General features: G+C 71.5%; 10 protein-coding genes. 4 read left to right on the top strand and 6 right to left on the bottom strand.

Annotated features, from left to right (window positions below; genetic code table 11):
* Nucleotides 1-10 precede the first annotated feature (10 nt).
* Nucleotides 11-1150, top strand: coding sequence for a YihY/virulence factor BrkB family protein (locus AB0C75_RS27015; protein ID WP_362894310.1), 1140 nt, complete (start codon nt 11-13; stop codon nt 1148-1150).
* 7 nt (nt 1151-1157) lie between these two features.
* Here AB0C75_RS27015 and AB0C75_RS27010 read toward each other — a convergent pair whose 3' ends face one another.
* From AB0C75_RS27010 to AB0C75_RS26985, 6 genes are all read right to left on the bottom strand, one after another.
* Nucleotides 1158-2708, bottom strand: coding sequence for a 3-hydroxyacyl-CoA dehydrogenase (locus AB0C75_RS27010; RefSeq protein ID WP_362894309.1), 1551 nt, complete (start codon nt 2706-2708; stop codon nt 1158-1160).
* A gap of 95 nt (nt 2709-2803) precedes the next feature.
* Entirely contained in the window at nt 2804-3742 is a 939-nt protein-coding gene (locus tag AB0C75_RS27005) for an ROK family protein (RefSeq protein ID WP_362894308.1), read from the bottom strand.
* On the bottom strand, nt 3739-5448 hold the full coding sequence (locus AB0C75_RS27000; RefSeq protein ID WP_362894307.1) for an ABC transporter ATP-binding protein: 1710 nt from the start codon (nt 5446-5448) through the stop codon (nt 3739-3741). The genes AB0C75_RS27005 and AB0C75_RS27000 overlap by 4 nt, the downstream gene beginning before the upstream one ends.
* Entirely contained in the window at nt 5445-6344 is a 900-nt protein-coding gene (locus AB0C75_RS26995) for an ABC transporter permease (protein ID WP_362894306.1), read from the bottom strand. Before AB0C75_RS26995 ends, AB0C75_RS27000 begins: the two co-directional genes overlap by 4 nt.
* Nucleotides 6341-7300 carry an ABC transporter permease gene (locus AB0C75_RS26990; RefSeq protein ID WP_362894305.1) on the bottom strand — a complete coding sequence of 320 codons (960 nt, stop codon included), beginning with the start codon at nt 7298-7300 and terminating at the stop codon, nt 6341-6343. Before AB0C75_RS26990 ends, AB0C75_RS26995 begins: the two co-directional genes overlap by 4 nt.
* Before the next feature lie 50 nt (nt 7301-7350).
* The gene (locus AB0C75_RS26985) at nt 7351-9168 is read right to left on the bottom strand and encodes a peptide ABC transporter substrate-binding protein (RefSeq protein WP_362894304.1); all 1818 of its coding nucleotides are present in this window, start codon (nt 9166-9168) and stop codon (nt 7351-7353) included.
* A gap of 288 nt (nt 9169-9456) precedes the next feature.
* Here AB0C75_RS26985 and AB0C75_RS26980 point away from each other — a divergent pair, with 288 nt between their 5' ends.
* From AB0C75_RS26980 to AB0C75_RS26970, 3 genes are read left to right on the top strand one after another with little or no spacing between them, the layout of a single operon-like run.
* Nucleotides 9457-10674, top strand: a complete 1218-nt coding sequence (locus tag AB0C75_RS26980) for an ROK family transcriptional regulator (RefSeq protein WP_362894303.1) — start codon at nt 9457-9459, stop codon at nt 10672-10674.
* A 29-nt stretch (nt 10675-10703) separates the two neighbouring features.
* The gene (locus AB0C75_RS26975) at nt 10704-12224 is read left to right on the top strand and encodes a M81 family metallopeptidase (RefSeq protein WP_362894302.1); all 1521 of its coding nucleotides are present in this window, start codon (nt 10704-10706) and stop codon (nt 12222-12224) included.
* Entirely contained in the window at nt 12221-12976 is a 756-nt protein-coding gene (locus tag AB0C75_RS26970; RefSeq protein ID WP_362894301.1) for a copper homeostasis protein CutC, read from the top strand. Before AB0C75_RS26975 ends, AB0C75_RS26970 begins: the two co-directional genes overlap by 4 nt.
* Nucleotides 12977-13053 lie beyond the last annotated feature (77 nt).

Here is a 13053-nt window from a genome sequence, read left to right as displayed (position 1 = left end):
CGGTAAGGACGTGCAGGCAGCAAATGAAACACCCGAGCGGCCACCGGGTCGGCTCCACCGGGCTCGAGTCCTCTACCGCAACGTCTCGAAGCGGCAGATGGTATGGCAACTGCTCAAGGACACGGTCAACTCGTGCATGGAGTACCGGATCCTCGGCCTCGCGGCCGAGGCCGCCTTCTTCACCCTGCTGTCCCTGCCGCCGCTGCTGCTCGGCCTGATCGGGCTGCTCGGTTACGTCGACGACTGGACGTCCACCGCCACGGTGGCCTCCATCGAGCGCAACATCCTGAACGCGGCGCAGGCCGTGCTGTCCGAGCGGGGCGTCAACGACATCGCCGAACCGCTCATAGCCGACGTGACGACGGGCGCGCGCCCCGACGTCATCTCCATCGGCTTCGCGATCGCGCTCTGGTCGGGATCACGCGCGGTGAACGTCTTCGTCGAGACCATCACCGTGATGTACGGGCTCGACGGCCACCGCGGCATCGTCAGGACGCGGCTGCTCGCCTTCGGTCTCTACGTGGTCGCGCTGCTGCTGGGCGCCGTGGTGCTGCCACTGCTCGTGGTCGGTCCCGACCGGGTGGTGGAGTTCGTCCCGTGGGGCACCGAGGTGCTCGCCGTCATGTACTGGCCGCTGGTGATACTGCTGACCATCGCCTTCCTGACGACGCTCTACCACGTGTCGGTGCCGGTCCGTTCGCCCTGGATCGAGGATGTGCCCGGGGCGCTCGTGGCGCTCGGGATGTGGGTGCTGGGCAGCTTCCTGCTGCGGATCTACCTCACGAACACCATCGAAGGGCCCACGATCTACGGCTCGTTGGCCGCGCCCATCGCCGTCCTGCTCTGGATAGGTGTCTCCGCCTTCGCCGTGCTCGTCGGCGCCGCCGTGAACGCCGCGATCGACCGGGTCTGGCCCTCTCTCGCCACCGCAGCGGCCCGCGCCACCACCGAGCGCGCCCGAGCGGCGCAGGCCGCGGAGCTCGTGGCCCGTACCCAGGCGGCGAACTGGGACGCGTACGCCGACGAGGACGACGAGGACGACGAGGACGTGTCCATGCCGTCCGAGTTCCCCGAGCGCTGGTCCCGCTTCCTGCCCCCGGACGACGTGAAGTCCCGTCTGCACGGGAACCGCGACAAGGACACCCCCTGAGCTCCCGCTACTGGACGCACTCCTCGGGCGAGGTGCCCCGCTCCGTGAGCGGCAGGCCCAGCCGGGCGCGTTCGGTGAGCCAGCGGACCGGGCGGTGGCGCGGATCGCCGGTGGTGGTGTGCAGGGCCCGCTGAAGATCCAGCATGCGGGCGGCGCCGATCCGGTCGCCCCAGGCCAAGGGCCCCGTCGGGTACCCGAGGCCGGTGGTCACGGCGAGGTCGATGTCCGCAGGGGTGGCCAGTGAGCGCTCGGCGATCGAGGCGGCGACCGAGACCACCGAGGCCAGCAGCCGCTGCGCCACCGAACCCGCCGTGTCCCTCACCACCGACACGGCGTACGGCTTTCCCCCGTCCGCCGCGCGGGCCAGGACCGCGCGGGCGTCCCGCGCGGCGGAGGGGTCGGCGGCGGGCGTCACCGCGAGGACCCTGCGGCGGCCCGTGGCGGGCAGCGGGTCGACGCCGAAGGTACGGGCGGCGGGCAGCCCCAGCGAGGCGACGGCGGCCGCCACCGTCGTGCCCCAGACCGGGACCAGGACCACGGCGCCGCCGGAGGGCTCCGCACCGCTGTCGACCGTGGCCCCCGCCGCGGTCAGCGCGGCCCGCAGCTCCGCCGCGTACGGCGCGCCCTGCGCGTACGCGCCGCCCGCGACGAACACCGGCCGGTCCGCGTCGCCCGTCACCGGCGGTTCCGGCGCGGGGGCGGGCGCCTCGGCGCCGTACGCGAACCAGCCCTGCCCGGTCTTGCGGCCGTGCAGGCCCGCGGTGACCCGGTTCGGGGTGAGATACGAGGGCCGGAGCCGGTCCTCGTGGCGGAAGCCCTCCCAGATCGAGTCGATCACGGCAGCCGTGACATCGAGCCCGGTGAGGTCCATCAGCTCGAACGGGCCCATGCGCAGCCCCAGGACTTCCCGGGCGATCCGGTCGATCCCGGCCGGATCCGCGACGGACTCCTCCAGCAGCGCCAGGGCCTCGGTCACCAGACCCCGGCCCGCGTGGTTGACCAGGAAGCCGGGGGTGTCGGCGACGGTGACCGCGTGATGGCCGCAGCTCTCGACGAGCTCCGTGAGCGCCGGCGGGATCCCGGGGCGGGTGGCGGCGCCGGGCACCACCTCGACGATCTTCATCAGCGGCACGGGATTGAAGAAGTGCAGCCCCGCCAGCCGCCCCGGGTCCCGCAGCGAGGACGCGATCCGGGTCACCGAAAGGGACGAGGTGTTGGTGGCGAAGACCGCGGAGTCCGGCAGGACCTGCTCCAGCTTCCCGAAGACCTCGGCCTTGGTGTCCAGGTCCTCCCGTACGGCCTCGACGACGAGGCCCACCTCGGGGCCCGGCGCCCAGGGGTCGTCCAGCGGCACCAGCCGCTCCAGGGCCGCGTCCCGGTCACCCGCGGACATCCGCCCCTTGTCCACCGCGCGCCCCAGCATGGACCGTACGAAGTCCACGGCCGCCGTCACCGCCTCGGCCCTGACATCGCAGAGCTCGACGGTGTGCCCGCCGGCCGCGGCCCACTGGGCGATGCCGCGGCCCATGGCTCCGGCGCCGACGATTCTGATACGCATGGCGGTGACGTCCTCTCGGAGTTCGGATCAGGAGGGTTTTCCGACGCCCTCATTCTCCACGGCCGCCCGACGCGCCGCCCAGGCCCCAGGGGCCGTCAGACCGCGAACCCGGCCGTGAGTTCGCGCCGCGCCCGTGCGGCGGCCCCGACCGGTACGGCGTCGGCGCCCAGGGCGGCCCTGACCAGCCGGACCGGGTGGCCGCTGACCGGCGGGTCCGCGGCCAGCGAGGCGAGGACGAGGGGGCCGAGCAGCGGCCAGGCATGGCTGACGCCGCCGCCGATCACCACGGTCGTGATGTCCACGACGCCCGCCGTCATCACGATCGCCCGGGCGATACCGGCGCCGGCCGCCTCGTACACCGCGAGGGCGTCCCGGTCCCGGTGGTCCCGCGCCGCCCGCGCGACCTCGCGGGCGGTCAGCCGTCGGCCGGTGCGGTCCGCGTAACGGGCGCCGATGGAGCGGCCCGAGGCCAGGGTCTCCAGATGGCCCCGCCCGCCGCACGAGCACAGCAGGTCACCGAAGCCGGGGATGTGCCCGATCTCGCCGGCCGCGCCGTGCGGTCCTGTGAACAGGGCGCCACCGCTCCAGAGAGCGCCGCCGACCCCGGTCCCCAGGGTGATCCCCAGTACGTCCGGCTCGTCGCGCACGGCACCGCCCGACACCTCTCCGAGGAGGAAGGCGTTGACGTCGTTGTCCAGGAACGCCGGGACGCCCAGGGCGTCCTCGACGAAGTCCGTCACCGCGAAGCCGGCCCAGTCGGTGAAGGAGTCGCTGGCCACCAGGATGTGGCCGGTGGCGGAGTCGACGACACCGGCGGCGCCGACCCCGCATCCGGTGAGCCTGCCGGGAGTGCGCTCCAGCAGGGGAGCCAGTGCGCCCAGGGCCGCTTCGAGCATCGCCCGGCCGCCGTGGGCCGCCGGGGTCGCCACCTCGGCGCGGTCGAGCACGGTCAGGTCGTCGGCGCACAGCACCACCTGGGTGGTGGTCCCGCCGATGTCCACTCCGGCGAAGAGCGTGCGGTCGTACGCGTTCATTCCTTGGCCTCCGTCAGACCGGCGGTGAGGGCGGCCAGACGTTCGGCCCTGCGGCCGCGCTGGATCACGGGGTCGGGCACCGGCACGGCGGCCAGCAGCCGGCGGGTGTAGTCGGTCTCCGGGTGCAGGAGGGTCGCTCCGGTGGGGCCCTGTTCCTGGATCCGGCCGCCCCGCAGCACCACGACGCGCTGCGCGAAGTGCTGTACGACGGCGAGGTCGTGGGAGACGAAGAGACAGGCGAAGCCCAGCTCGTCCTGGAGCTCGGAGATCACTTCGAGCACCGCCTCCTGCACGCTCACGTCGAGCGCGCTGGTGGGCTCGTCGGCGACCAGCAGCCGGGGCTCCAGAACCAGGGCGCGGGCCAGGCTGACCCGCTGACGTTGACCGCCCGACAGCTCGCGGGGCGCGCGCCCCGCGAGGTCACGCGGCAGCCGGACCCGGTCGAGGATGGCGGCGACCTTGCTCCTGCGGTCCTTGGCGGAGAGGCCGCGGCGGTGCACCCTGAGCGGCTCGGCGATGCACTCGCCGACCGTCATCCGGGCGTCCAGGGAGGCCACCGGGTCCTGGAGGACCACGCCGATACCGGCGCGGAGCGCCCGGCGTGCCCGGGACCGGGTGCGCCTCAGATCGGCGCCGAACAGCGAGACGCTGCCGGAGCTGGGCGGGATCAGACCGAGCGCGACCCGGGCCGCGGTGGACTTGCCGGAACCCGACTCGCCCACCAGGCCCAGGGTCTCTCCGGCGTGGACGACGAGGGAGACCCCGTCCAGGGCCCGTACGGCGTTCTTCCCGCGGCCGAACACCACGGATATGTCGTCCAGCGCGACCACCGGTTCGGTGTCCTTCTGCACGGCGGTGGCCGCGGGTGCCGTCGCGTCCGCCTCTGCCACCGAAAGCCGGGGCACCGCGGCCAGCAGGCGCCGGGTGTAGTCGTGGGAGGGGCGCAGGAGTACGTCCTCGACCGGTCCGGTCTCCACGATCTCGCCGCGGTACATCACGGCGACCCGGTCGGCGAAGTCGGCGACGACCCCCATGTTGTGGGTGACCAGCAGGACGCCGGTGCCCGTCTCGGCGGCGAGCCCGCGCAGCAGGTCGAGGATCTCGGCCTGCACGGTGACGTCGAGCGCGGTGGTCGGCTCGTCGGCGATCAGCAGAACGGGGTCGTTGGCGATGGCCATGGCGATGACCACACGCTGGCGCTGTCCGCCGGAGAGCTGGAACGGGTAGGCGCCGGCCCGCTTCTCCGGCTCGGGTATGCCGACCTTGCGCAGGAGCGCGACGGCCTCGGCCGCGGCCTCCTTGGCGGACATGCCGCGGTGGTTGCGGATCACCTCGGAGATCTGCTTGCCGATCCGGGTCAGCGGATCGAGTGCGGTGGCCGGCTCCTGGAACACCATGGATGCGGTCCGGCCGCGCAGCGCCGCCAGACCCGGCTCCTGGGCGCCGACCACCTGGGTGCCCGCGATGGTGGCGCTGCCGGTGGCGCGGGCGTTGTCGGACAGCAGGCCCATCGCGGCCAGCGCGATCGTCGACTTGCCGGAGCCGGACTCGCCGACCAGGGCGAGCGTCTCTCCGGGCTCGACGTGCAGGGAGACACCCCGGACCGCCGGTACCTCCCCGGTCTCGGTGGTGAAGACGACGCCGAGGTCGTCGAGTTCGAGAATCGGCCCGGCCTGCGGGGCGGCGGGGCCCTGGGTGGCGGTCATCCGCGTCCCCTCACGTCGAATGCGTCGCGGAGTCCGTCCCCGATCGCGTTGAACGCCCACACCACCACGATGATGGCCAGGCCGGGCGGGATGATGAGCCACCAGTAGCCGGAGTAGGCGGCGGTCAGACCGGCCGAGAGCATGCCGCCCCAGTCGGTGGCCGGCGGCTGGACGCCCAGGCCCAGATAGGAGACGTAGGCGACCAGCAGGATGGCGTCGGCGATCTGGAAGGTGGCCGCGACGATGATGGTCGAGACCGAGTTCGGCAGGATGTGCCGGGTGATCGCCCGGGAGTGGGTCCCGCCGATCGCCCGCAGCGTCAGGACGTAGTCGCGGTTCTTCAGGCTCAGCGTCTCCGCCCTGATCAGCCGGGACGGCACCAGCCAGGAGACGAAGCCCAGGATGACGATCAGGCCGGTGAGATCCGGGGTGGTGATGGCCGAGACCACGAGCAGGATGAAGAGCGCCGGAATGGCGATGCCCGCGTCCACGATCCGCATCATCACCGCGTCGATCCAGCCGCCCGCGTACCCCGCGACAGCGCCCCACAGGGTGCCGATCACGGTGGCCAGGGTGCCGGCGGCGAGCCCGACGATCAGCGAGACCTTGCCGCCGTACATGAGCCGGCCCAGCTCGTCGTGGCCGACGGCGTCGGTGCCGAGCCAGTGCGAACCGCTGGGGGCGAGGTTGACCTGCTGGAGCATCGTGTGGGTCTGGTCGGTGGAGTACACCAGCGGACCGATGAAGCAGAACAGGAAGATGAGGACCACGACACCGAGCCCGACCACGGCGAGCCGGTTGCGCAGGAAGCGCCTCAGGGCGAGCCGGGAGCCGGACGCCGTGGCGGCGGTGGTGGCCGTGCCGGGCACCTTGCCCGGCTGGATGACGGCGCTCATGCCCGGCCTGCCTTCACTCGGGGATCGATGATGCGCTGGACGATGTCGGCGAGGAGCGTGCCGACGACGGTGGCGACCGCGATGACCAGCACGCAACCCAGGAGCACCGGGTAGTCGGAGGACTGTGCGGCGGTCCAGAAGAGCAGCCCCATACCGGGGTAGTTGAAGAGCTGCTCGACGACCAGGGCGCCGCCGAACAGCACCGGCACGTAGTAGCCGAGCATGGCGACGACCGGCGTCAGCGAGTTGCGGAACACATGGCGCCACAGGATGGAGCGGGAGCGGGAGCCGCCGGCCCGTGCCGTCCTGACGTAGTCCTCGGAGAGGTTCTCCAGGGTGGCCGCCCGCATGTAGCGGCTGAACACCGCGATCATCGATGCGGCGCCGGCGACGACCGGCAGCACCAGGGCCTGCGGCTCGGAGAACACCTGCGCGAGCGTGTCCCCCTGCGGGGCCTGGGACGGGAACCACGGCACCGCCTGGCTGAACACCAGCACCAGGATCAGCCCGAGGAAGTACACGGGTGTGGAGTAGGCGATGAAGCTCAGCGTGGTGATGACGTAGTCGACCGGCTTGTTGCGCCGGACGGCCTGCCACATGCCCAGCGGGATGGCCAGCACGAGGCCGACGATCGCCGACAGGGCGGTGAGCAGCAGGGTCTTGGCGAGCCGCTCGGTGATGAGCTGGGACACCGGCTCGTTGAGGGTGTACGAGACGCCCAGGTCACCGTGCAGCAGCTGGTTCAGGTAGTAGAAGTACTGCACGGGAAGTGGCTTGTCGAGGCCCTGCTCGTGGTTGAAGGACGCGATCTGCTGCGCAGTGGCCTGCGGGCCGAGGATCCCGCGAGCGGGACCCCCGGGCAGGGCGTGCAGCAGACCGAAGACCACGACCGTCACGATGACGATCACCACGAGGGCTTGGAGGACCCGCCTGATCAGGTACGAGGAAGTACTCATGTGCTTTCCGGTCGCTTCGGCTCAGTGGCAGGCATGGTCACGGGCCGGGCTCACTGGGACGTCCACTTCCACATGGCGGGGTGGAAGTTGGCGAGCGAGTCCTGGGCGAAGCCGCCCAGGCCCTTCTTGACCACGGAGACCTGGTAGTCCGGCTCGGGCAGCCAGATGACCGGGAGGTCCTTCGCCAGGGCCGCGCTGTACTTCTGCATCGCCTCGTCGGAGGAGGAGGTGGTGGTCTCGGTGATCAGTTCGTCCACGGCGGAGTTGGAGTAGCTGCCGAAGTTGGAGCCGCCGCCGGTGGCGAAGAGCGCGTCACCGCTCGGGTAGGCCGGGAAGTACCAGCTGCCCGCGGAGCCGAAGAACGAGAGCTGCCACTTGCAGCCGGCGTCGTCCGCCTCGCACTGGCCGGACTGCGAGAGGACCGAGTTGACCGGGGCGGTCTTGATGCCGAAGTCGATGCCCGTCTTGGCGAACGACGACTGAAGGGCGCTCATCATGTTGTCGGTCACGGTCGAACCGGACTGCGAGAGCACCTGCATCCGGAACTTGGTGCCCTTGTCCACACCGGCGCCGCACTGGCTGTCACCGGTGCCAGGGTCGGTGCACACCATGGTGCCGCTCTGCTCGCTCCAGCCGTGGTCGGTCAGCAGCTTCTTCGCCTTGGCGGTGGAGAAGGGGTACGGGTTGTTCTTCTGCTCCGAGGAGACGAAGGACGAGGTCTGGCCCTGCGGGACCGGGCCGTAGGTGGAGACCGCGGTGCCGTTGAAGACGACCTTGGAGAGGGTGGTCTGGTCCACCGACATCTGGATCGCCTGGCGTGCGTAGAGCTGCTTGAACACCGCGCCCATGGCGGGGTTGTTGAAGTTGTACGGCATGTACGTGACGGCCCAGCCCGACCACGGCTTCACGCTGTAGCCCTTCGCGGTGAAGGACGCCTCCTGGCTGAGGTTGGTGGCGTTGATGTAGCCGTAGTCGACGGTGCCCGCCCGCAGCGCGTTCTCCTCGGCCTCCGTGGTGGTGAACGGCAGCAGGTTCACGGTCCTGATGTTGGCCTTGCCCCCACCGTCGTACTTGGGGTTGGCCACCAGCTGGACCTTGCCGGCCGTGGAGAACGACTTGATGGTGTACGGGCCGCTGACCGTCTTCCAGAGCGGGTCGGTCGCATAGCCGGAGATCTTCTTGGCGGCCTCGTTCAGATACGTCCAGACCTTCTTGGCGCCCGCGGGGGTGCGGTCGAGGTCCGACACGGTGCCCGAGTCGCTGGTCTTGTCCCAGACGTGCTGCGGCATCGTGCGGATCATGCTCAACTCGTTGGCGAGCATCCACTGCTGGTTGTAGGCCTGGTCGAAAGTGATGGTGAAGTGCGTGTCGTCGGTGATCTTCAGCGAGGTCCAGTTGTCCGGCGCCTTGCCGGGGCTGTAGCTGGCCCAGTCCGCCTTGTTGGCCTTGACCAGGTTGAACCAGAACTCCACGTCGCGGGACGTGATCTGCTCGCCGTCGCTCCAGTGCCGGTCGCCGAGCGTGATCGCGACGCTCTTGCTGTCCTTCGAGAAGTCCGCTGCGGTGGCGAGTGAGTTGTCCTTGTTCCAGCCCACCTTGCCCGCGGAGCCGTCATACGCGATCAGCGGCTCCCACACGGACTGGGATATGGAGGCGTTGTTGGTGTTCAGGTGCGCGGCGGTGCCGACCGGGAGGATCCAGTTCGGCGTGAAGTTGGCCGGCAGGGCGTAGTTGATGGTGTCCGACGAGGCGGAGGCGGACGACGAGGTACCGCCGCCGGAACAGCCCGACAGCAGAACAGCCGCGGTGGCGGCGGCGCCCGCGACCAGGGCCCAGCGGCGGCTGTTCGCCGTGTGAGCAAGGATCATGATTCTCCTCAGAGTGAAAGGGCCCGCATGCGTCCACAGGAGACCGGCGCTGCGCTGACGACAGCTAACGCCGGAGCTGTCGAAGAAACAAACAAGAATTAGTAAAAAGTAAGTTTCTGCGAATTCGACGAAAGTCCTCTTGCCCCGTTTTGGCCTCTTGTTTGGGTGGATTCGGGGCGTTCGAGCAGGATTTTCGGACGGCGTACTTTCTTCGTGAAGCTGTTCCCCCACGCGAAGCGCGGGCGTACTGTCTTCGCCACACCCACCGTTGCGGAAGTAACTTTGTACATGACTGGAATAAGTGCGTGGGACCGCAAGGCCACCAAGGGGACCTCGGCCGTCGCCGTAAGGGTCCTGGAACTCATCGCGTCGGGTGAGGCATCGTCACGGGCCGAACTCGCCGAACAGCTCGGGGCCGCCGCGTCCACCGTCTCGCTCGCGGTGGGCCAGCTCGTGGAGCGCGGGCTGATCGCCGAGGAGGGCACCCAGTCCTCCACCGGCGGGCGGCCCCGCAAGGTCCTGAGACTGGGCAGCCGCGACGAGTTCGCCGTCGCCGCGGACCTCGGCGGCCGGCACGCCCGGATCGGCGTGGTGCTGCCGGGCGGCGGTCTGACCGATGTCTCGACCGTCCCGTTCCTGGTCGCCGACGGCCCCGAGGCGGCCCTGTCCAGGCTGGCCGACACCCTGGAGGCGCTGGCCGAACAGCGCGGACGCGGCGGTCTGCGCGGGGTCGGGCTCTCGCTGCCAGGGCCTGTGGACATCGCGTCGGGCTCGGTCGTCCTGCCCTCGCGGATGCCGGGCTGGAACCGCTTCCCGGTCACCGCCTGGCTGGAGGGACGCTTCGGCATCCCGGCGGCCGTGGACAACGACGCCAACTGCATGGCGGTGGGCGAGCACACCGTTCGGCTCGACGGACGCCGCCAGACGATCATGGTGAAGATCGGGTCCGCGATCGGTGCCGGCGTGATCGTCGACGGGCGTCTCTACCGGGGTGCGACCGGCGCCGCCGGCGACATCACCCACATCCGCATCGACGCCGGTGCCGACATCCCCTGCTCCTGCGGCAACACCGGCTGCCTGGAGACCGTGGCGTCCGGCGCCGCCCTGGTCCGCATCCTGCGCGAGCGCGGGGCCGATGTGAGCAGCCTGGAGGACGTGGCCCAACTGGCCATCGACGCGGACCCCCTGGCCACCCGCACCGTCCGCAGGGCAGGCGAGTACCTCGGCCAGGTGCTCGCGGCCAACGTCAACTTCTTCAATCCGGAGGCCGTCTACCTCGGCGGCATCCTCTCCACCCTGGAACCGTTCGTCGCCGCCGTGCGCAGCCGGCTCTACGAGAGCTGCCACCCGCTGGTCACCGAGCACCTCACCATCGAGCGGGCCGGCCTCGGCGCCGACGCGGGACTGGTCGGCGCCGGGCAGTTCGCCCTCCAGCGCGCCCTGGCCCACGCCCTGCACGAGGTGGGCTCCGGCCCGCCCGGCACACCCGCGCCCCGTCCCGTCTGACGCCCCGCCCCCCATCCCTACGAGGAGCCATGTCGCAATCCCGCACCACCGCCCAGCCGGTCATCGCCATAGCCGGACTCGGCATCGAGTCCTCCACCTTCTCTCCCGCACGGACCGGGGCCGCCGCCTTCCACCCCTCGCGCGGCGCCGAGGTGCTGGACCGCTACCCCTTCCTGGCCCCCGGTGAGGAACTGCGCGAGGCGGCCGACTGGCACGGCGCCCTGGTCGGCAAGTCGCTGCCGGGCGGCACCGTCACCGCCGCCGCCTGGGCCGAGCTGACCGACGAGCTGATCGAGCGGCTCGCGGCCCTGCCCCGCCCGGACGGCCTCTGGTACGACATCCACGGCGCGATGACCGTGGAGGGCGTCGACGACGCCGAGGCGGTCCTCCTGGAACGCATCCGCGCCACCGTAGGTCCCGACGTGATCGTCTCCACCTCGATGGACCTGCACGGCAACGTCTCACGCGCACTCGTCCACGGCAGCGACCTGATCACCTGCTACCGGATGGCCCCGCACGAGGACCACATGGAGACCAAGGAGCGGGCCGTCCGCAACCTGGTGGACCTGCTGGCCTCCGGAGCGCCCCGCCCGGTCAAGGCATGGGTGCCGGTGCCGGTGCTGCTGGCCGGCGAGCAGACCTCCACCCGGATCGAGCCGGCCAGGAGCGTGTACGCGGCCGTGGACGACGTCGAGGCCGTGGACGGCGTGACCGACGCCGCCATCTGGGTCGGCTACGCCTGGGCGGACGAGCCCCGCAACCGTGCGGCGGTCGTGGTCACCGGCACCGACGCGGCCGCCGTGTCGGCCGGCGCCGAGCGCCTGGCCCAGGGCTTCTGGGGGGCACGTGACGACTTCGCCTTCGTCGCCCCCACCGGCACCTTCGACGGCATCCTGGACGAGGCCCTGGACTCCGATCTGCGCCCGTACTTCATCAGCGACACCGGGGACAACCCGACCGCCGGGGGCGCGGGCGACATGACCTGGGGCCTGACCAAGCTGTTGGCCAGGCCCGAGTTCCAGAAGGACGAAGGACCGACCGTCATCTACGCCTCGGTGCCGGGACCCGCCGCCGTGGAGACCGCAGTCGCCGCAGGTGTCGGCGCCACCGTCACGGTCACCGCGGGCGCCGATGTGGACGACCGGCACGCGGGCCCGGTCACCCTGACCGGCACCGTGCACGCCATCAGGCACGGTGACCGCGACGCCAGGACCGAGGTCGTGATCCGGGTCGGCAGCGTGTACGCGATCCTCACCGGGCTCCGCAAGCCCTACCACCACGAGCACGACTTCACCGACCTGGACCTCGACCCACGCGGCGCCGACATCGTCATCGTGAAGATCGGCTATCTGGAGCCCGAGCTCTTCGACATGTCGGCCGACTGGAAGATGGCGCTCACCCCCGGCGGTGTGGACCAGAACCTGGTGCGCCTGGGCCACCACCGCATCCGCCGCCCGATGTTCCCCTTCGACCGCGAGATGGCCGCCCCTGATCTGTCGGCGCGCATCATCCCCGCCTCCGACCAGCCGCTGACCGGGGACGACGAGTGAGTGCACGTCCTGCCCTGGAGATCGCCGTCACCTCCCCGGCCGGTGCCCGCACCGCCCGGGAGAACGGCGCCGACCGGGTGGAGCTCTGCACCGCCCTGGAGCTCGGCGGTCTGACCCCGTCGGCCGCGCTGGTGGAGGCGGTCGCGGGGGAGGGGCTGCCGGTGCAGGTGCTGGTCAGGTGCCGGCCGGGCGACTTCGTCCATGACGCTCAGGAGATCGCGCTGATGGCCGCCGAGGTGCGGTCGGTCATCGCCTCCGGCGCGTCCGGCGTGGTGATCGGCGCGCTGACCGACGAGGGCGCCCTGGACACCGAGGCGCTCGCCCGGCTCGCCGGAGCGGCCCGCGCCACGGGCCGCCCGGTGGACATCACCCTGCACCGGGCCGTCGACCAGTCGGCCGACCCGGTGGCCACCGCCGCGCTGCTGCCCTCGCTCGGCCTGACCCGGGTCCTCACCTCGGGCGGCGCCCCCACAGCGGCCGAGGGTCTTGCGGCGATCGCCGCGATGGCCGTGGCCGCACCCGGGGTGGAGGTGATGGCCGGTGGCGGCGTACGCCCCGCCGACATCCCGGCCCTGACGGCGGCCGGTGTCGCCGCCGTGCACCTCTCGGCCAAGACCAGGGCGCAGCGCCGGCGGGGCGGCACCTGGGTACCGCTCGGCGACCGGGGCGCCTCGGCCGAGCAGGACACCCACTTCGTCACCGATCCCGCAGTGGTGGCCGAGGCGCGACGGGCGCTGGAGGCGGCGGTCTGATCGCACCGCTTCCGCGTCTACCCGACGCGGTCCGCCGGCCGCCCCCGCCCGGGCGCCGCCGGCGCGGCCCGGGGGTG

It is taken from the genome of Streptomyces sp. NPDC048565 (genome assembly GCF_040650935.1).
GTDB lineage: Bacteria > Actinomycetota > Actinomycetes > Streptomycetales > Streptomycetaceae > Streptomyces.
Note: the sequence above shows the minus strand (reverse complement) of the source record. Positions and strands in the feature narration are given on the sequence as shown.